Here is a 19,349-nt window from a genome sequence, read left to right on the forward strand (position 1 = left end):
CCCTTGAATCCAGCACAAATCACTAGTCGACACGCTTGAGCAACACCCGCACCACCCGCCGCTCTTCAACGCCCATCACGGTCATCGTCCAGCCATCCCGTTCATGGCTGTCGCCAACGATCGGCAACCGATCCAGCACACTCATCACCCAGCCGGCCAACGTCTGGTAATCCTCGGTAGGCTCGGCACTGAAACCGGTCAGCTGTCGCACCCGCGCCAGGTTCAACGCGCCGCTGACCATAAACCCGCCCTGCTCTTCAACCACGTCCGGGCCTTCGATTTCGCTGGCATCCGGCAGTTCGCCGGCAATGGATTCGAGAATGTCGGTCATGGTCAGCACGCCGACGAAATCACCGAATTCATTGACCACAAAGGCAATGTGGGTCGAGGCTTGGCGCATCTGTTCCAGGGCATTGAGGATCGAGTAGCTGTCGAGCAAGTTGATGGTCGTGCGCGCCAGCTCTTCGAGGTCTGGCTCATTGCCGGCCAGGTAATCCTTCAACAGTTCCTTTTTGTGCACGAAACCCAAGGGTTCATCCACCGCGCCATCGCGTATCAGCGGTAAGCGCGAGTAGGACGAGTGCATCAGGCGTGTACGAATGGTTTCGGGATCGTCGGCCAGATCGATGTGATCGACGTCAGCTCGCACCGTCATCAAGGTACGAATCGGCCGCTCGGCCAGTTGCAGCACGCCACTGATCATCACCCGCTCACGGCGGTCGAACAGCACTTCACTGGGCGCTTCACCGTTGTCCAGCAAGTCGGCAATCTCCTCGCCGACCTCTTCCACCGCCAACGTGCGGCCACCCAGCAAACGCAACACCGCGTGAGCCGTACGCTCGCGCATCGGCCGCAAGCCCTGCGCCGAGCGCTTGCGTCGGGCACGGGCGATCTGGTTGAACACTTCGATCAGGATCGAGAAACCGATGGCCGCGTACAGGTAGCCCTTGGGAATGTGGAACCCCAGGCCTTCGGCGGTCAGGGCGAAACCGATCATCATCAGGAAGCCCAGGCACAGCATGATCACCGTCGGGTGTTCGTTGACGAATCGGGTCAGCGGCTTGCTCGCAACGATCATCAGCCCGATGGAAATGATCACCGCGATCATCATCACCTCCAGTTCGTCGACCATGCCTACGGCGGTAATCACCGCGTCCAGGGAGAACACCGCGTCAAGCACCACAATCTGCGCCACGATCGGCCAGAACAGCGCATACGCCGCATTGCCCGCGCGCTGGCCAACATGGCCTTCAAGGCGTTCATGCAACTCCATAGTGGCCTTGAACAACAAGAACACACCGCCGAACAGCATGATCAAGTCACGCCCGGAGAAGCTCTTGTCGAACACCTCGAACAGCGGCTGGGTCAGGGTCACCAACCAGGAAATACTCGCCAGCAAGCCCAGGCGCATCAGCAGCGCCAGGGACAAACCGATGATCCGCGCACGGTCACGCTGATGCGGCGGCAACTTGTCCGCGAGGATCGCGATAAACACCAGGTTGTCGATGCCCAGCACCAGCTCCAGCACAATCAACGTCAACAGGCCCAGCCACGCGGCGGGGTCAGCTATCCATTCCATAAAAATGTCTCGATCTCTTCAGCGAATTCAGAATGCCGTACACGGCAAGGCGCGGCGCGGGGGCCGTGGGGCTTCGATGACAGGGAGAGACAGAGGTCGGAAAACCGGGTGCTTGGCGCGCGTCAGAGTTGCGCGAATGCGCGAAATGGAAGGCTGACTGGGAGGCTCCGAGAGGGTGTTCATGCAGGTCCTGAAAGGAAAAAGGACTTGGAGCGTACAGGTGGCGGAGACTTTTCCTACAGTGGGAAATTATTACAAGATCTGTAAAAGCGTTGTTTGGGAGGACGCCTTCGCGAGCAAGCCCGCTCCCACAGGGGATTTGTGAACGCTGAAGATCCCCTGTGGGAGCGGGCTTGCTCGCGAAGCTTTTGCTCTTAAATCTTCCTGACCCGCTCGATATACCTGACCACCGCCCGCGACTTCTCAAACCGCCGATAAACCATCGACAACCACGAGCTCGCCTCACACGCTTCAATTGCCCGATACACCACACCCGGCAACCCGACATGCCCAACCACCGATTCAGGCACCACCGCCACGCCCTGCCCCAGTGACACCAAGGCAATCACCGCCACCAACCCGCCCGGCTGCGCCCCCAGCTTCGGCGCGAATCCGCCCTGGGCCGCGACTTGCAAGGTGCCGTTGATTTGCTCCGGCAGGATGAAGGTTTCGTTTTGCAAATGCGCCGGGTTGATCTTCGGCAGGCGGCACAGCCAGGACTCGCTGGATACGGCCAGTACGAAGCCTTCCGCATCGAGCCGGATCGCTTCCAATCCATCGGGCAAGGTCATGGGCGAGCGGACATAACCGATATCGAACCGGCCCTCGATCACCAGGCCCGGCAACGCCGCCATCGGACTTTCCCGTACATTCAGGCTGACGTCCGGGCACTCGCGGCTGAAGGCTTGCACCTGTTTTTGCAACAACCCCGAATACACCGCCGAGGCCACGTAACCCAGTTCGATATGACCGATATCGCCACGCCCGGCGCGCTGGGCGTTGCGTTGGGCGAATTCGAATTGGCGCACCGTGGCTTCGGCCTCGATCACCAGCGCGGCGCCGGCCTCGGTCAGGCTGACTTCCCGTTGCTGACGCAGGAACAACCGGGTGCCCAGTTCGGTTTCCATGTCCTGGATCTGCCGGCTCAAGGTTGGCGGTGCAATGCCCAGTTGTTCGGCGGCGCGGGTGAAATTGCGCTGCCGGGCAACGGCCAGAAAGTAGCGAAAATGGCGTATATCCATCAGTGGATTAGCTCAAAGGTAATGAAGTCTCGACTGCCAGCTAACAAAGCCTGACATCGACCGGGATAAGCTTTCGGTGCAGCCACAGTAGAGAGCCGAAACCATGTCCGTCAAACACCTTACTCAAAAGGCAATCACCTTATGAACCGGGTCAGCCCACGCCTGACACTGCTGACCGCCTCCGGGGTGTGTTCGCTAATTGTCCTCGACACCAATATTGTCGCCGTTACCCTGCCGACCATCGCCCGGGACCTGGGTGCCAATTTTGCCGACATCGAGTGGGTGGTCAGCGCCTACATGCTGGCCTTCGCCGCGTTGTTGCTGCCGGCGGGCAGCCTCGCCGACCGCTTTGGCCGGCAGAAAACCCTGCTCTGGGGCCTGGGGATTTTCATCCTCGCCTCCCTCGGTTGCGGTGCGGCGCCGACGGCGTTGTTTCTCGACATTGCACGGGCGGTCAAGGGTGTTGGCGCAGCGTTGCTGCTGACCTCGGCGTTGGCCTCGATTGGCCATGCCTTTCACGATGAAGTGGAACGCGCCAAGGCCTGGGCGTTCTGGGGCGCGTGCATGGGTGTGGCGATGACTGCTGCGCCGACGCTGGGTGGGTTGATCACCGAGTACATTGGCTGGCGCTGGATTTTCTATCTCAACTTGCCAGTCGGTTTGCTGCTGATGGCGATGGTCTGGCGCAACGTGCCGGAATCCCGGGACACCCAGTCCGCTCGCCTCGATCCGTGGGGCAGCCTGGCCTTCAGTGCGAGTCTGTTGTGCCTGATCTGGGGCCTGATCGAAGCCAACCGCATCGGCTGGAGCAATCCACTCACCTACGCCCGACTGATCGGTGGTGCTCTGTTGCTGGGGTTGTTTGTGGTGATCGAGCGTATGCAGCAGCGGCCCATGGTCGATCTGCAATTGTTCAAGCATCCGCGTTTTATCGGCGCACTGTTGGGAATGTTCGCTTACGCCGGTTGCGCCCAGGTGATGATGACGTTGCTGCCGTTCTACCTGCAAAACGGCCTCGGTTTCTCGGCCATCGCCTCGGGGTTGGGGATGTTGCCGTTTGCCCTGACGATGCTGATCTGCCCGCGCATCGGCGCACGACTGGCGAGCCGGTTTGCCCCCGCCACGCTGATGGCCGCCGGGTTGACCCTGGTCGGCTGCGGCAATTTGCTCAGCGCGTGGGCGGTCACCAGCGGTGGCTACCTGCCCTTCGCCCTGGCGATTGCCGTCACGGGCGCCGGCGCCGGGCTACTGAATGGCGACACCCAGAAAAACATCATGGCTTGCGTGCCACGGGACCGCGCCGGCATGGCCTCGGGCATGAGCACCACCATGCGCTTCAGCGCGATCATGCTGGCCATCGGCGTGTACGGCGCGTTGCTGGCCAGTCACACCGAGTTGTTGCTGCGTGACAGCCTGTCGGGGCAATGGGTGGATCAGACGCGCGGTATCGCCTCGCGGGTGGTGGCCGGGGACATGACGGCGGCGCTGGGACTGCTGCCGGACACTGCGCGTAACGTGGTCGAACCGTTGGCTCGGCAGGCATTCGTTGGTGGGTTCAGTTTGTTGCTGTTGGTCGCGGGGTTGTTGGCGCTGCTGGGGGCGTTGGTGGTGGGGACGTTGATGCGTAATCCGATTCCAAATCCCTCAAGCCCTCTATCGGAGACACCTGTCCTACAACAATAAACATGAATGTTTAATTCGACATCTCCAGACACGCTCTCGCCCTACACATCCTTGCGTCGTAGCCTACAGCTACGCCAGAATCCGCCGGCTTGTGCGCCTCGGGCCTGGGTTTTATCGTTTCCCGGTCGCTGACCAATCAGCGATCGGGTTTAGCAGCTCGGTAAATATCAAGGCGCACTAGTTCAGCCTGTCGACCAACGACTATTTTTTCGTCAGTTGGTCTGCGTTATGGCGGCTGTGCGTGGGGCACTTCGGTGCGCCGGGTTCCTTGATCCCTGGTCTGCTAACCCGCGTACAGTCGCCACCTTTTCGTTTAGCAGCGAATCGTGGCGGCTCCACCATCAAGGAGCCACAACAGTGAAAAACCCAACCACAAAATCCACCCCCTTCGCCCCCTGCGACCACGTCGACCATTACCTCTTCGCCGTACAACCCGGCATCCCCCTGCTCGACGCCCTGGAACACGCTTCCGTCTACCTCAGCTGCGCCGAAGCCCTCGCCCATCAAGCCCCTCAGGCCACCCGCCCGGAACACATCGCGACGTTGCGTTGGGCCAGCAAGCAAATGCTCGGCACTGCGCGTTCATTGCTCCAGGCCTCCATCGACGGCATGCATGCCGCGCAAGCGGGTGGTGAAGCATGAATGCGCACATGCCGATGACCAACAATGAGTGCGACATTCCGGTGTTATTGGTGGCCACCCAGGCGCCGTTGGATGTTTTGCACAGCAACGCCGCCACGCGGTTTCTGGCGGTGACGCAGATGATGGAAAGCCTGGCCAGTCTGGATATCACACGAGCCGAAGGAGCTGACGTGCAGCAATTGGCCAACGCGGCGGCGATGTTGTTGCGCGATGGGTGTGATGTGATGGATGTGTTGGGGCGGCGGATTCGGGCGCAAGTTTAATCGCCGAGATTGATGTTGGCTGTGAGAGCCTCATCGCGAGCAAGCTCGCTCCTACAGGGGATCTTCGGTGAACACGGCATCTGTGTTCGACGCCCATTCATGTGGGAGCGAGCCTGCTCGCGAAGGCGGTTTCACATTCAACATTGATGGTGCCTGACACTCCGCTTTCGCGAGCAAGCCCGCTCCCACAGGGGATTTGCGGTGAGCGCGGAAACTTTGTACGACGCAAATCCACTGTGGGAGCGGGCTTGCTCGCGAAGGGGCCTATCAATCACCGCATGCGGCGATCAGCGCCGCTGCTTGAACGACGCCAACACCCGCTCGGCATTGGCATCGCAGGCCATGCCTTCGGGCTTCGCCTGGATGTCGTCGATCACCGCCAGCAGCTTCGCCTTGCTCTGCGCCAGGTGTTGCTGCATTTCTTCGATCTGCTCGACTTTGCGCGTCAGGCCCGCCAGCAGCTCGTCGTGCTTGAACTCACCGGTCGCCGCGTCCGGCATCAACAGCTTCAATTCTTCGAGGCTGAAACCGGCCTGTTGGGCGCACTGGATCAGGTACAGCGTCTGCAACACCTGCTCGGGGTAATGCCGGTAACCATTGGCCCGACGTTCGACTTTCTGGATCAGTCCCTGGGCCTCGTAAAACCGAATGCGCGATGGATTGAACCCACTTAACTCCGCCAATTCACCAATCTTCATCCCAACCTCATTTGCCTGCTTGACATTAAAGTTAACTTTAAGCTTAGCCTCCACGCATTACTGATGAGGAGTCAAGTCATGTCGCCCTTCCAAACGTTGAATTTGCCCAACGGCCAGACCCTCGGCAATCGCATTGCCAAAGCCGCGATGGAAGAAAACCTCGCGGACCGGCAACAGGCGCCTTCGGATGCCCTGTTGCGTTTGTATCAAGCCTGGGCCGAGGGCGAAGCCGGGTTGTTGCTGACCGGTAACGTGATGATCGACCGGCGCGCCATGACCGGCCCCGGCGGCGTGGTGCTGGAGGATGAGCGGCATCTTGAGCGTTTTCGCCAGTGGGCGACGGTTGGCCGGGCCGGTGGCGCGCAGTTCTGGGTGCAGCTCAACCATCCGGGTCGTCAGACCATGGCCAATCTCGGCCAGCAAGCCTTGGCGCCATCGGCGGTGGCGCTGGACCTGGGCGGGTTCTCGAAAATGTTCGCCGAGCCTAAACCGATGTCCGAAAGCGATATCAATGAGGTGATCCAGCGCTTTGCCAGCAGCGCGGCCCTGGCGGAAAAGGCCGGGTTTACCGGGGTACAGATTCACGCGGCCCACGGCTATTTGCTCAGCCAGTTTTTGTCGCCGCTGACCAATCGCCGCACCGATCAATGGGGCGGCTCCCTGGCAAATCGTGCGCGCCTGCTGCTCAATGTGGTCAGCGCCGTACGCAACGCAGTGTCGCCGCACTTCTGTGTTTCGGTGAAGCTCAACTCGGCGGATTTCCAGCGCGGTGGCTTTGATGCCGACGATGCAAGGCAAGTGATCCAGTGGCTCAACGAGCAGCCAATCGACTTGCTCGAATTGTCCGGGGGCAGCTACGAAGCCCCGGCCATGCAAGGCGAAGCCCGGGACGGTCGGACGCTGGCGCGGGAAGCCTACTTTCTGGAAATGGCCGGTGAACTGGCCAGTGTCGCGCGCATGCCCGTGATGGTCACCGGCGGCATCCGTCGTTTGGCGATCGTCGAACAGGTGCTCGACAGCGGCATCGCCATGGCCGGGATCGGCACTGCGATGGCGGTAGAGCCGCACCTGGTCAAACACTGGCGCGAGGGCAAGAACACCCATCCGCAATTGCCACCGATTCTCTGGAAGCGCAAACCCCTGGCGGCGCTGGCGACCATGGCGGTGGTGAAATTCCAGTTGCATCGGATGAGTCGCGGACACCAGCCTCGGCCGCAGGTGTCGGCGCTCTGGGCATTGATCCGCGATCAGGTGTACATCGCCAAGCGCACCCGCCAATACAAACAAGCCATGAACACCTGAACCCCGTAGCAGCTGCCGAGGCACGAGGCTGCGTTCGGCTGCGAAGCAGTCGTAAAACCTGGGCACGCGGTATTCCTGAAACACCGCGCGGTCTGATCTCACGACTGCTTCGCAGCCGAACGCAGCCTCGTGCCTCGGCAGCTGCTACGGGCGGACGCGAACTCGGTAGCTGTTACGTTGTGTTGTATAGCAAGTAATCGCAGATCGGGTTGAGTCATGCCAGCCGTTGAGTTGTCCCTTTTTCTATCCCGAGGACAACTCATCGATCACTGGAGCACCCCATGGCGAAAATCACCATTGCCCAGCAACTGGCAACCACCCTTGAACAGGCCGGCGTCAAACGCATCTGGGGCCTGACCGGCGATAGCCTCAACGGCCTGACCGAAGCGTTGCGCACCATGGACAGCATTGAGTGGATGCACGTGCGCCACGAAGAAGTCGCGGCGTTTGCCGCCGGGGCAGAAGCGGCGGTCACCGGGGAACTGGCGGTGTGTGCCGGCAGTTGCGGGCCGGGCAATCTGCACCTGATCAACGGGCTGTTCGACTGCCACCGCAACCATGTGCCGGTGCTGGCGATTGCGGCGCAGATTCCTTCGTCCGAAGTCGGCCTCAACTACTTTCAGGAAACCCATCCGCAAGAACTATTCAAGGAGTGCAGCCACTTCGTCGAACTGGTCAGCAACCCGGCGCAGATGCCGCAGGTGCTGCACCGGGCGATGCGCAGTGCGATCCTCAATCGCGGCGTCGCGGTGGTGGTGATTCCCGGCGACGTGGCGTTGCAGGAAGTCGAAGACAACCTCAAACCCTGGCCGACTCTTTCCCAGCCGCGCACCCTGCCCGCGCCTCAGGATCTGGATCGCCTGGTGGAGCTGCTGAGCCAAAGCAAAGCCGTGACGCTAATGTGCGGCGCCGGTTGCGCCGGGGCACATGATCAAGTGGTGGCGCTGGCCGATGCCCTCGGCGCCCCGGTGGTGCATGCGTTGCGCGGCAAGGAACACGTGGAATGGGACAACCCGTTCGACGTCGGCATGACCGGGCTGATCGGCTTCAGCTCCGGTTATCACGCGATGCTCAACTGCGACACCTTGGTGCTGCTCGGCACCGACTTCCCGTATCGGCAGTTCTACCCCACCGACGCCACCATCATTCAGATCGACCACAACCCCGAGGCCTTGGGCCGCCGCACCACGCTGGACCTGGGCATCGCCGCCGACGTCGGCGAAACCCTCGCCGCGCTGCTGCCGCGCCTACCGTATCGGGGCGACCGGAGCTTTCTGGAGTCGTCGCTCAAGCATTATGAGAAGGCGCGCCAAGGCCTCGATGACCTCGCCAAGCCTTCCGCGCCGGGCCGACCGATTCACCCGCAATACCTCACCCGACTGCTCAGCGAACTGGCCGATGAAGATGCGATCTTCACCGCCGACGTCGGCACGCCAACGGTGTGGGCGGCGCGCTATTTGAAAATGAACGGCAAGCGCCGGTTGCTGGGCTCGTTCAACCACGGCTCGATGGCCAACGCCATGCCCCAGGCCATCGGTGCCCAGGCAACGTTCCCCGATCGGCAGGTCATTTCATTGTCGGGCGATGGCGGTTTCAGCATGTTGATGGGGGATTTCATTTCCCTGGCGCAGCTGAAGTTACCGGTGAAAATCATCGTCTACGACAACGCCTCGTTGGGTTTTGTCGCCATGGAAATGAAGTCCAGCGGATTGCTCGATACCGGCACTGATTTGCACAACCCGGACTTTGCGGCAATGGCGAATGCCATGGGCATTCTCGGGATTCGGGTTGAAGAATCGGAAAACCTGGAACCGGCGCTGCGCCGGGCGCTGGCCCATGACGGGCCGGTGTTGGTGGACGTGATCACCGCGACTCAGGAACTGGCGATGCCGCCGACCATCAAGCTGGAACAGGCCAAGGGGTTCAGTCTGTACATGCTTAAAGCGGTGATGAGTGGGCGTGGGGATGAAGTGATCGAGTTGGCGCGGACCAACTGGTTTCGCTAAGACTTGCGAAGATCCCCTGTGGGAGCGGGCTTGCTCGCGAAGGCGTCGTGGCAGTCAGGACTTATGTCAACTGACCCACCGCTTTCGCGAGCAAGCCCGCTCCCACAAGGGGATTTTTATCGGCCCGAGAATCGCAGCCGCGACAACTCCCGCAAATCCCCCGCCACATAGTAATCATTGGTCCAACGGTCATCCGCCGCCAACGGCTGCACCTCTTTCAACGCCAGTTTCTTCGCAAAATAGCGAAACCGGTAATGCTCATAAAACCGCAACAACTCCAACCCGTATCGGTCCGCCAGATCCGTATCACCCCGAATCACCAGGTAGTTCTCATCATTGCCATTACTGGCCGCCGCGCTGAGGTTGTGGCTGCCGCTGATGATCGTCGGCGTATCGGTGGTGAAGTCGGTGACGACGGCTTTGGTGTGCACCAGCAGGTTGCCCTTCTGGCCTTTCATGTTTTCCTTGAGCCAGCCTTCCAGCCCGGTATTGAGCAGCGCCGTGGCGGCGAATTCGGCGGTGCGGTCGGCATGGAAACCGGTGATGCGGCTGACGGTGTTTTGCAGGCCGTAACGCAGGATGTCGTCGTGGGGCTGACCGAGCAACGCGTTGAGGATGTCGTTGGGCAGGGCAAACGCAGTCACGAACAGGATGTCCTTTTTCGCGCCATTGATGATCTCGACGAACTCGTGCAAGTCGCCCTGGCCGGTGCGCGGTGAAAATCCGGCGAACAGTGGCTGCGTCGGGTCCATTGGGTTGTTTTTGGTCAGCCAGGTACGCGTCGCACCGACGTCCGCCGGGTTCGCCCACACCTCTTCGAAGGTTTGCAGGTAACTGGCGCCGACCCGCGCATCGTCGAGCACATGCACCACGTTGGCCTGACGGTAAACACCGTTCGGCGTGAAGTTGGTGCTGCCGCAAAGCACCGCTTGCGGTCGGTGCTCGCCGCCCTCCAGTTTGCTCAGGACAATGAATTTGTCGTGGAAGATATTGTGAGTGACCCGCCCGCGCTTGTTCGCCGCCGGGATTTTTTCCAGGCTGGCCTCGTTCATCGTGGTGTCTTCATCGTTCGGTTGTGCGTGATACAACACCCGCACCTTGACCCCACGGGCGAACGCGGCGTTCACCTCGTCAACGATCGACTGCAATTGATACTCGTAAATCGCGATATCCAGCGCCCATTGATCGTCCGTCGCACGCTGGATAAACCCCAGCAAGCGCCCGAGCAAACCATTTTCCAGCCATTGCTGCGCCGCTATCGGCCAGGCTTCGATGGGCAGATTGCGATTGGCGCTAATCTGCGCATCGAGGTCGGGAAACTTGCGCTGGAACGCCTGGCTCGCCGCCACGGCGCGGTTGAAGATCACGCTCTGGTGGGTGGGATGGCCGTCGTCGGAGGTGATCGTCAGCTCCAGAAACTCCCCCAGTTGCGGCGCATCGGGTGTGCCGTAAGCCAGGTGGATCCGGTAATGCATGGTCGTCCCGGGATTGACCGCGTAATCGGCCCAGCGAAACTTCTGCAGCGGCGCGATATCGCTCGGGGTCGCGTGGTATTGCGCGAAGGTGTGGACCTTGCCGGGGAAGGTCAGGCTGTTGAACAGGAACAGCCAGGGTTTGCTGCCTGACTGTTTTTCGATGGCAAACCCGAGCAGGCCTTTGCGACGGGGTTCGGCCAGGTCCATGGCCAACAGCACGCCGTTGGTGCCGGCGTAGGCTTTGACGCGGAAATCGTCCTGAGGGTTGGCGGCTAGAACGCGCATGGGTCACTCCTGTGAGGGGTTGGCTTGCTGAGCATAGGGCAGTGATGCGGATTTGCCTTGATGATCCGAAACCGCGTCGCTGCATTCGCGAGCAAGCCCGCTCCCACACTGGACCTCTTTCACACCGAAAATTCCCTGTGGGAGCGGGCTTGCTCGCGAAGAGGCCAACCCGGACAACACAACTTTCAGCCTGAAATCAGCTCATCGATATGCCGATAGTCTGCCTGTAACTCAGTAGCCAACACCTTAGCCCGCCCCAGCCGAATCGGCCCGCGCTCAATATCAATCAACAACCCCGGACACCCCAGCACCGGCAACCCCGGCCATTCTTTCAACCGCCCGTCGGTCACCAGCAACAAGCGCTGCTGCTCCGCCGGAAAACGCTTCTGCCGCGCGGCCAACCACTGCCCTGCCTCATGCAGCGCCGCCAGCATCGGCGTGCCGCCGCTGGCGCCCAAGCCATCAAGCCAGGTGCGCAGACCGCTGGACGCCTTCAGACCTTGCACTTGCCACTTCGGTGCATTGCCGCTGGCGGTCAGCAAGGCCAGACGCGCCCGTTGCCGATACGCGTCATCGAACAGTTGCGCGAGCAAGCCTTTGGCATCGCTCAACGCCTGATGCCGCTGGGTCGAGGCCGAGGCGTCGACGATCACCAGCCACAGTTCGTGGGCCGAACGGGTGCGCAGGTGAAACAACAGATCTTCATGCAAACGCGGGCGCCCGTTGAGCAACGTACCCGGCCAGTTGATCGAGCCTTGCGGTGCTGCGCGGCGTTTGCCTTGTCGGCCATTGTCCAAGCGTCCGGCACGGGGTCTGGCATTCGCCCCCGCGTCAGATCGAGGGCGAATGCCTAGGGCTTTTTTGGCCAGCTCGGCACTTCACGTCGCGCGCCGACCGGCAACGCCTGGGCGGGCATTTCGCCCCACTGGCCCTGGCCTTCGCTGGGGTTGGACTGTTGGGTCGACGGCGGCTGACTGTGTTGCGGCGCCGGGGGTGACTGCTCGCGGCGGCGATGGCGCAAGGCGAATTCGGCCACCGCGTCGATATCTTCCTCGGCAATCGCCTTCGCACCACGCCACGCCGCATGGGCGCGGGCAGCACGCAGCCAGACCAGATCGGCGCGCAAGCCATCGACGCCGGCGGCAAAGCAGCGTTCGGTGATCTGCGCGAGCGTGGCGTCATCCAGGGGAATGCTCGCCAACAGACTGCGCGCCTGCTGACAACGTTCGCGCAATGCGTGTTGCTGACTTTCCCACTCAACGCAGAAGCCTTGGGGATCGCTGTCGAAATCCAGCCGTCGCCGAATAATCTGACCGCGCTCGGCGGGTGCGGTGTGACCGCTGAGGGCGACGTTTAGGCCGAAGCGGTCGAGCAATTGCGGGCGCAGTTCACCCTCTTCCGGGTTCATGGTGCCGATCAGCACAAACTTCGCCGAATGCCGATGGGAAATCCCATCGCGCTCGATCAGGTTGGTGCCGCTGGCGGCCACGTCGAGCAACAGGTCGACCAGGTGATCAGGCAACAAGTTGACTTCATCGACGTACAGCACGCCGCCGTCAGCTTTGGCCAGCACGCCGGGGGAAAACTGCGCGCGTCCTTCGCTCAGGGCGGCGTCGAGGTCGAGGGTGCCAACCAGGCGTTCTTCAGTGGCGCCCAGGGGCAAAGTGACGAATTGACCGCTGGCGAGCAGGTCCGCGAGGCCCCGGGCCAGGGTCGACTTGGCCATGCCCCGCGGGCCTTCGATCAGCACGCCGCCGATTTTCGGGTCGATGGCGGTGAGGTACAGAGCGAGTTTCAAGTCATCGGCGCCGACCACGGCGGAGAGCGGGAAATGGGGGGTGTCGGTCATTGAAGTTGTCTCTGTTCGTGGTCTTGGGTTTTCGGTGTTATTGATGATTGTGGCGTGTCAGGTAGAACCACCCCTCACCCTAACCCTCTCCCCAAAGGGTAGAGGGGACTGACCGAGGTGTCTTGCGAGCTACATCGACCTGAATAATCGAGTCGAACTCAGGATCTGAAAAGCATGGAGATCGGCTCCCTTTCCCCCTCTCCCCCTTGGGGAGAGGGGACTGACCGAGGTGTCTTGCGAGCTACATCGACCTGAGAAATCGAGTCGAACTCCGGATTTGAAAAGCATGAAGATCGGCTCCCTTTCCCCCTCTCCCCCTTGGGGAGAGGGTTGGGGTGAGGGGTGGCTCTTGAGGTGATCAACCCTCTTCCTCTATATCCAGCAACAAATTCTCCAGCGCCTCGCGATACTCGCCCGGCTCCTTCCACATCCCCCGCTGCTGCGCTTCCAGCATCCGCTCCGTCATATCGCGCAAGGCATGGGGATTGTGCTCGCGGACAAACTCCCGCGTCGCCGGGTCGAGCAAATAGGCGTCCGCCAGCAACGCGTATTGGTGATCGTCGATCAACTGCGTGGTCGCATCAAAGGCAAACAGGTTATCCACCGTGGCCGCCAATTCAAACGCACCTTTATAGCCGTGGCGCTTCACGCCGTCGATCCACTTCGGATTCGCCGCCCGGGAACGTATCACTCGGTTCAACTCTTCCTTCAACGTGCGGATTTTCGGCAGGTCCGGCTGGCTGTGATCGCCGTGATAACTGGCCGCCGCTTCACCGCTGAGGCTTTCCACGGCGGCGAGCATACCGCCCTGGAATTGGTAGTAGTCGTTGGAATCGAGCAAGTCGTGCTCGCGGTTGTCCTGGTTCTGCAGCACCGCTTGCACCTGGCTCAGGCGCTGGGCGAACTGCTCACGGGCGGCGGTGCCTTCATCGGAACCGCCGTAAGCGTAACCGCCCCAGTTCAAATACACCTCGGCCAGGTCCTCGCGGCTTTGCCACAGGCGACCGTCGATAGCACCCTGCACACCTGCGCCGTAGGCACCGGGTTTGGCCCCGAAAATGCGCCAGCCTGCCTGACGTCGCGCCGCCTCTTCATCCAGACCGCTGGCCAGCAAAGCTTCACGCTCAGCACGCACCTTGGCCGCCAGCGGGTTGAGATCGTCCGGTTCATCCAGTTCGGCGACCGCTTGCACGGCGGCGTCAAACAGCCGAATCAGGTTGGCAAACGCATCGCGGAAGAACCCGGACACACGCAAGGTCACGTCCACTCGCGGACGGTCGAGCAAGCTGATCGGCAGGATTTCGAAATCATCAACCCGCTGACTGCCGGTGGCCCACACCGGACGCACGCCCATCAGCGCCATAGCCTGGGCGATGTCGTCACCGCCGGTGCGCATGGTCGCCGTGCCCCAGACCGACAGGCCGAGTTGGCGCAGGTGGTCGCCGTGGTCCTGCAAGTGTCGTTCGAGAATCAGGTTGGCCGACTGGAAACCGATGCGCCACGCGGTGGTGGTCGGCAGGTTGCGCACGTCCACCGAATAGAAATTGCGCCCGGTGGGCAGTACGTCGAGGCGACCGCGACTCGGTGCGCCGCTGGGGCCGGCCGGGACGAAGCGGCCGCTGAGGGCGTCGAGCAAACCGCGCATTTCGGCGGGGCCGCAGGCGTCCAGTCTTGGCGCAACCACTTCGCACAGATTATCGAGAATGGCGTACACCTCTGCCCAACTCGGTCCCTGTGGGAGCGGGCTTGCTCGCGAAAGCGGTGGGTCAGTCACCATTGATGTTGAATGGTTGACCGATTCGCGAGCAAGCCCGCTCCCACAGGGTTCGGGGTTTGGACTCAACGTCTGCGAAATCAGTTGCGCAGCGAACAGCTCCAGACGCTCACGGGCATCCCCCGCCGTGCGCCACACTTCATCGCTGATCAATTGCAGCGCATCGGGACGCGGCCCGATCCACGGTTCGGCCAACTCACAATCCAGAGGATCAAAGCCCAGCGCAAACGCCTTGGCTAACGCCCGCAGCAAACTCGACTGAGCGCCGCGTCCATCGCCCCGAGGAATCCGCAGCAACGCCAGCAACGTATCAATACGCAAGCGCCCGGCCGGCGATTCGCCAAAGATGTGCAGGCCATCGCGAATCTGCGATTCCTTCAAATCACACAGATAGGTGTCCAGGCGCGGCAGCCAGATCGCCGCATCGGCATCGCTGTCGAGCTTTTCGTCCAGTTGCAGTTCGCGGTCGATGTGGGTGTCGCGCACCAGTTGCAGGATGTCGCGTTGCAACTCCCGGGCGCGGCGCGGATCGAGCAGTTGCGCTTCGTAATACTCGTCCGCCAACAACTCGAGATTGCGTAGCGGTCCATAGGTTTCGGCGCGGGTCAGCGGCGGCATCAGGTGATCGATGATCACTGCCTGGGTCCGGCGCTTGGCCTGGGCGCCCTCGCCCGGGTCGTTGACGATAAATGGGTAGATATTCGGCAGCGGCCCGAGCAGCGCATCCGGCCAGCAGTTTTCCGACAGCCCGACGCCCTTGCCCGGCAGCCATTCGAGGTTGCCGTGCTTGCCGACGTGGATCACGCCGTGGGCGCCGTAGGTGTTGCGCAGCCAAAAGTAGAACGCCAGATAGCCGTGAGGCGGCACCAGATCGGGATCGTGATAAACGGCACTCGGATCAACCTGATAACCCCGGGCCGGCTGGATGCCGACAAAGGTCAGGCCGAAGCGCAGACCGGCGATCATCATCCGCCCGCCACGGAACATCGGATCGTTTTGCGGCGGGCCCCAGCGTTCCAGCACCGCTTGGCGATTGGCCTCTGGCAGCGCGTTGAACATCAGTTCGTAGGCGTCCAGCTCCAGGCTTTGCATGCACGGGCGCTGGTCGAGGGTGTCGAGGTCGTTACTGACGCCGCCGAGCAATTGCTGGATCAAGGCGGTGCCGCTGTCCGGCAACTCGGTGGGCAGCGGATAACCTTCCTGATGCAACGCACGCAGGATATTCAGCGCTGCCGCCGGGGTGTCGAGGCCAACGCCGTTGCCGATGCGACCGTCGCGCGTCGGGTAGTTGGCGAGGATCAGCGCGATACGTTTCTCGCCGTTGGGCACCCGCGCCAGATCGATCCAGCGTCGCGCCAGTTCCGCGACGAAGTCCATGCGCTCCGGTTGTGGGCGGTAGCAGACCACGTCGGACTGACTGCGCTCGCTGCGCCAGGCCAGGTCCTTGAAGCTGATCGGCCGGCTGATAATACGTCCGTCGAGTTCCGGCAGCGCGATGTGCATCGCCAAGTCGCGCGGGCCAAGGCCCTGTTCGCTGGCGCGCCAGCCAGGCTCGTTGTCCTGGGCGCAAATCGCCTGGATCACCGGGATATTGCGGCGAAACGGTCGCAAGTGCGGCGCTTCGGGGCTGGATTGGGCGAACCCGGTGGTGTTGAGAATCACCGCCGCTTCGACTTCATCCAACAAGTCCTCAACCACCGTCAGGCAGCCGGGCTCTTTCAAACTGGCCAGCGCAATCGGCAACGGGTTCAACCCCGCCGCCTGTAAACGCTGGCAGAACACATCAATAAAACCGGTGTTCGCCGCCTGCAAATGCGAGCGATAGAACAACACCGCCGCCACCGGTTGATCGGCCTGCCAATCGGCTTGCCAATCCGTCAGTGCGGCGGGACTTTTATGCGGGTGGTAAATCGCAGTGCGCGGCAGGGTTTGCGGCTCGGCCCAGGCGTAGTCGCGAGCCAGCCAGCGATTGGCCAGACAACGGAAGAAATCCAGAGCATTGCCCATGCCGCCCTGACGCAAAAACTGCCAGAGTCGGTCACGGTCTTCGGCGCCCACGGTGCTCAGGTCACTGAGTTCCGGGTCCGAACGGTCATCGCCGGGCACCAGGATCAGTTGCACGCCGCGCTCGGACAGTTCGACCAAGCGCTCGACGCCATAGCGCCAATAGGCGATGCCGCCGTGCAGCGAGATAAGAATGACTTTGGCGTGACGCAGCACTTCATCGACGTACAAATCCACCGACGCGTGGTTCTGCACCTGCATCGGGTTGGCCAGGCGCACGCTCGGGTAGTCGTCGGGCAGTTGCTGCGCGGCTTCGGCGAGCAGCGCGAGGCTGGAATCGCCGCTGCACAGGATCACCAGTTCGGCGGGGGTTTGTCCAAGGTCGGCAATGTTGTCATCCGACACGAAACCGCCGGGCTGGGTCCTGAGCAGGTGCATGGCTTAAACGCTGAGCGCGGCGCGCAGTTGCGCTTCGAGTTGCACAGCGTCCAGTTCCTGGCCGATCAGCACCAGACGCGTGGTGCGCGCTTCATCGGCGCCCCACTGACGGTCGAAATGCTTGTCGAAACGCGTGCCCACGCCCTGGATCAGCAGGCGCATCGGTTTGTTCGGGATCGCGGCAAAACCTTTGACCCGCAGAATGCCGTGCTTGACCACCAGTTGGGTCAACGCGTCCATCAGCAGGCTTTCGTCGGCTTGCGGCAGTTCGATGGAAATGGAATCGAATGCGTCGTGGTCATGCTCATCGTGATGGCCGTCTTCACCTTCATGGTGATGATCGTGATGGCTGTGACGGCTGTCGATGTGTTCTTCGGAACCGGCGCCGAGGCCGATCAACACGTCCAGGGGCACGCGGCCGCTGCTGGCTTCGATGACTTTCACCGCTGGCGGCAGTTCTTCGGCGACTTCCAGGCGCACGCGGGCCAGGTCTTCCGGGCTGATCAAGTCGGCCTTGTTCAGGATCACCAGGTCGGCGCTGGCCAGTTGGTCGGCGAACAATTCGTGCAGCGGCGACTCATGGTCCAGGTTCGGGTCAAGTTTGCGCTGGGCGTCGACCTGATCCGGGAATGCAGCGAAGGTGCCGGCGGCCACGGCCGGACTGTCGACAACGGTGATCACCGCGTCAACGGTGCAGGCGCTGCGGATTTCCGGCCACTGGAAGGCTTGCACCAGGGGTTTTGGCAGCGCCAGGCCCGAGGTTTCGATCAGGATATGGTCGAGGTCACCGCGACGGGCGACCAATTCGCGCATCACCGGGAAGAACTCTTCCTGGACGGTGCAGCACAGGCAGCCGTTGGCCAGTTCATAGACACGGCCGTTGGCTTCTTCTTCGGTGCAGCCGATGGAGCACTGTTTGAGGATTTCGCCGTCGATGCCCAGCTCGCCGAATTCGTTGACGATTACCGCAATGCGCCGACCTTGGGCGTTGTCGAGCATATGGCGCAGCAACGTGGTTTTGCCCGAGCCGAGGAAGCCGGTGACGATGGTGACGGGGAGTTTGGCCAGTGTTTTCATCGGATGCCCTTTGGCAAGGTGGCGGGCATACGGGACGACGACCGCTGCAATCTGCGCGCGGAAGATTTCGCCACCGGATCACCCCGCCCGGTTGTAGTGAGAATTCGTTTCGAGGCAGGTCTCCTGGCTTTCAGTGCGCCGGCCTTGCGGGCCTGGCATTCGCTGCGCCTTCCCGCGAACCTTTTGGAGGGGTTTGCAGTGGCGTGGCAGCGAACATCACCGTTCACAGTTGCGGGGGCAGCCGCGGCATCGACCGCGTTCCCTTCTTAGCTTCGGCAAACGCCGAAGAACCTCGAAAGCGCAAGGCTACGCATCGGTTGGGGGCGGGTCAATGTCTTGTGGCGGCCATCAGGACGCCATCGCGGGCAAGCCTTGCTCCTACAGGAGGCCGACGTCTGTAGGAGCAAGGCTTGCCCGCGATGGCCACACCTCGGCTTCCAACTGAGAACCCCTGCCAATTGACTCCCCTGCCCCGCCCATGCTCTCCTACACGCCTTGTTACGGGTGCCCTTCACAGGGTGAAACGGGAAACCGGTGAATCATGTGCTTTACTCTAAAGTCATGTCAGTCCGGTGCTGCCCCCGCAACGGTAAGCGAGCGAAGAATCAGATCCACTGTGCCGGCAGTTAGGCATGGGAAGGTGATTCTTGCAGGTCAAGGCGCAAGCCCTCCCCCCTCGTGAGCCCGGAGACCGGCCCGCAACACAAAGTGACCACTACGATCACTGAATAACAAACCCGCGGTGGGCGGGCGCTGTTTGAACCTCTGCGCACGCTCGCAGGGGTTTGCATGCGCTCAATTCACCCGCTGACAGACCAGAGGGAAGCGCCATGTCGATCATCAGCAGCACCGACCACAGCAACACCGCCAGCAGCACCACAACCCTGAGCCAACGCCTGACCGCCGCCGTTTGCGCGTCGATCCTGGGTGCGTGCCTGGTGTACTTCGCCGGTTTCTCGCACATCGAAGCGGTGCACAATGCCGCGCACGATACCCGTCACAGCTCCGCGTTCCCGTGCCATTGAGACCTGCC

General features: G+C 61.8%; 14 protein-coding genes and 2 riboswitches. Of the genes, 6 read left to right on the forward strand and 8 right to left on the reverse strand.

Translation table 11 applies throughout. The features are described 5' to 3' along the window. Positions 1-22: 22 nt before the first annotated feature. Entirely contained in the window at positions 23-1,579 is a 1,557-nt protein-coding gene (locus HB680_RS08700; RefSeq protein WP_213938093.1) for a TerC family protein, read from the reverse strand. Between the two features lie 374 nt (positions 1,580-1,953). Then, complete coding sequence (locus HB680_RS08705; protein WP_213938094.1) at positions 1,954-2,820, reverse strand: LysR substrate-binding domain-containing protein; 867 nt, start codon at positions 2,818-2,820, stop codon at positions 1,954-1,956. 141 nt (positions 2,821-2,961) lie between these two features. Here HB680_RS08705 and HB680_RS08710 point away from each other — a divergent pair, with 141 nt between their 5' ends. From HB680_RS08710 to HB680_RS08720, 3 genes are all read left to right on the forward strand, one after another. After that, the gene (locus tag HB680_RS08710; RefSeq protein ID WP_213938095.1) at positions 2,962-4,503 is read left to right on the forward strand and encodes an MFS transporter; all 1,542 of its coding nucleotides are present in this window, start codon (positions 2,962-2,964) and stop codon (positions 4,501-4,503) included. A gap of 357 nt (positions 4,504-4,860) precedes the next feature. After that, the gene (locus HB680_RS08715; protein WP_213938096.1) at positions 4,861-5,145 is read left to right on the forward strand and encodes a DUF3077 domain-containing protein; all 285 of its coding nucleotides are present in this window, start codon (positions 4,861-4,863) and stop codon (positions 5,143-5,145) included. Continuing rightward, complete coding sequence (locus HB680_RS08720; protein ID WP_213938097.1) at positions 5,142-5,408, forward strand: short-chain dehydrogenase; 267 nt, start codon at positions 5,142-5,144, stop codon at positions 5,406-5,408. Before HB680_RS08715 ends, HB680_RS08720 begins: the two co-directional genes overlap by 4 nt. Positions 5,409-5,695: 287 nt before the next feature. Here HB680_RS08720 and HB680_RS08725 read toward each other — a convergent pair whose 3' ends face one another. Then, the gene (locus HB680_RS08725; RefSeq protein WP_213938098.1) at positions 5,696-6,106 is read right to left on the reverse strand and encodes a MerR family transcriptional regulator; all 411 of its coding nucleotides are present in this window, start codon (positions 6,104-6,106) and stop codon (positions 5,696-5,698) included. Between the two features lie 78 nt (positions 6,107-6,184). Here HB680_RS08725 and HB680_RS08730 point away from each other — a divergent pair, with 78 nt between their 5' ends. Both HB680_RS08730 and poxB read left to right on the forward strand, forming a co-directional pair. Further along, on the forward strand, positions 6,185-7,408 hold the full coding sequence (locus tag HB680_RS08730; RefSeq protein WP_213938099.1) for an NADH:flavin oxidoreductase/NADH oxidase family protein: 1,224 nt from the start codon (positions 6,185-6,187) through the stop codon (positions 7,406-7,408). Positions 7,409-7,689: 281 nt separating this feature from the next. Further along, positions 7,690-9,414, forward strand: a complete 1,725-nt coding sequence (gene poxB, locus HB680_RS08735) for a ubiquinone-dependent pyruvate dehydrogenase (protein ID WP_213938100.1) — start codon at positions 7,690-7,692, stop codon at positions 9,412-9,414. A 116-nt stretch (positions 9,415-9,530) separates the two neighbouring features. Here poxB and HB680_RS08740 read toward each other — a convergent pair whose 3' ends face one another. The 5 genes from HB680_RS08740 to cobW all read right to left on the reverse strand — a co-directional run bounded on the left by HB680_RS08740 (position 9,531) and on the right by cobW (position 18,316). Continuing rightward, positions 9,531-11,174, reverse strand: a complete 1,644-nt coding sequence (locus tag HB680_RS08740; protein WP_213938101.1) for a phospholipase D-like domain-containing protein — start codon at positions 11,172-11,174, stop codon at positions 9,531-9,533. Between the two features lie 185 nt (positions 11,175-11,359). Further along, positions 11,360-11,971: a VWA domain-containing protein gene (locus HB680_RS08745; RefSeq protein ID WP_346657364.1), complete on the reverse strand. Its 612-nt coding sequence runs from the start codon at positions 11,969-11,971 to the stop codon at positions 11,360-11,362. Between the two features lie 53 nt (positions 11,972-12,024). Further along, positions 12,025-13,023, reverse strand: coding sequence for an AAA family ATPase (locus tag HB680_RS08750; protein ID WP_213938102.1), 999 nt, complete (start codon positions 13,021-13,023; stop codon positions 12,025-12,027). Positions 13,024-13,381: 358 nt separating this feature from the next. After that, a complete protein-coding gene (cobN, locus tag HB680_RS08755; RefSeq protein ID WP_213938103.1) occupies positions 13,382-17,239 on the reverse strand; it encodes a cobaltochelatase subunit CobN in 3,858 nt (1,285 codons plus the stop codon). A gap of 3 nt (positions 17,240-17,242) precedes the next feature. Continuing rightward, positions 17,243-18,316: a cobalamin biosynthesis protein CobW gene (cobW, locus tag HB680_RS08760; RefSeq protein ID WP_213938104.1), complete on the reverse strand. Its 1,074-nt coding sequence runs from the start codon at positions 18,314-18,316 to the stop codon at positions 17,243-17,245. A gap of 95 nt (positions 18,317-18,411) precedes the next feature. Beyond that, a riboswitch (cobalamin riboswitch) is annotated at positions 18,412-18,626 on the reverse strand. 175 nt (positions 18,627-18,801) lie between these two features. Then, a riboswitch (cobalamin riboswitch) is annotated at positions 18,802-19,031 on the forward strand. Positions 19,032-19,146: 115 nt separating this feature from the next. Between cobW and HB680_RS08765 the strand changes: the two genes are divergently transcribed. Beyond that, positions 19,147-19,341, forward strand: a complete 195-nt coding sequence (locus HB680_RS08765) for a CbtB-domain containing protein (protein ID WP_213938105.1) — start codon at positions 19,147-19,149, stop codon at positions 19,339-19,341. Positions 19,342-19,349: the final 8 nt, after the last annotated feature.

The organism is Pseudomonas sp. dw_612 (genome assembly GCF_018449725.1).
Lineage (GTDB): Bacteria > Pseudomonadota > Gammaproteobacteria > Pseudomonadales > Pseudomonadaceae > Aquipseudomonas.

Bases quoted from the DNA above. Each gene is read 5' to 3' on its own strand.
- HB680_RS08750 (WP_213938102.1), bottom strand. From the start codon at position 13,023: ATGACCGACACCCCCCATTTCCCGCTCTCCGCCGTGGTCGGCGCCGAT.
- cobN (WP_213938103.1), bottom strand. From the start codon at position 17,239: ATGCACCTGCTCAGGACCCAGCCCGGCGGTTTCGTGTCGGATGACAAC.
- HB680_RS08710 (WP_213938095.1), top strand. From the start codon at position 2,962: ATGAACCGGGTCAGCCCACGCCTGACACTGCTGACCGCCTCCGGGGTG.
- HB680_RS08725 (WP_213938098.1), bottom strand. From the start codon at position 6,106: ATGAAGATTGGTGAATTGGCGGAGTTAAGTGGGTTCAATCCATCGCGC.
- HB680_RS08700 (WP_213938093.1), bottom strand. From the start codon at position 1,579: ATGGAATGGATAGCTGACCCCGCCGCGTGGCTGGGCCTGTTGACGTTG.
- cobW (WP_213938104.1), bottom strand. From the start codon at position 18,316: ATGAAAACACTGGCCAAACTCCCCGTCACCATCGTCACCGGCTTCCTC.
- HB680_RS08705 (WP_213938094.1), bottom strand. From the start codon at position 2,820: ATGGATATACGCCATTTTCGCTACTTTCTGGCCGTTGCCCGGCAGCGC.
- HB680_RS08720 (WP_213938097.1), top strand. From the start codon at position 5,142: ATGAATGCGCACATGCCGATGACCAACAATGAGTGCGACATTCCGGTG.
- HB680_RS08740 (WP_213938101.1), bottom strand. From the start codon at position 11,174: ATGCGCGTTCTAGCCGCCAACCCTCAGGACGATTTCCGCGTCAAAGCC.
- HB680_RS08765 (WP_213938105.1), top strand. From the start codon at position 19,147: ATGTCGATCATCAGCAGCACCGACCACAGCAACACCGCCAGCAGCACC.
- HB680_RS08730 (WP_213938099.1), top strand. From the start codon at position 6,185: ATGTCGCCCTTCCAAACGTTGAATTTGCCCAACGGCCAGACCCTCGGC.
- poxB (WP_213938100.1), top strand. From the start codon at position 7,690: ATGGCGAAAATCACCATTGCCCAGCAACTGGCAACCACCCTTGAACAG.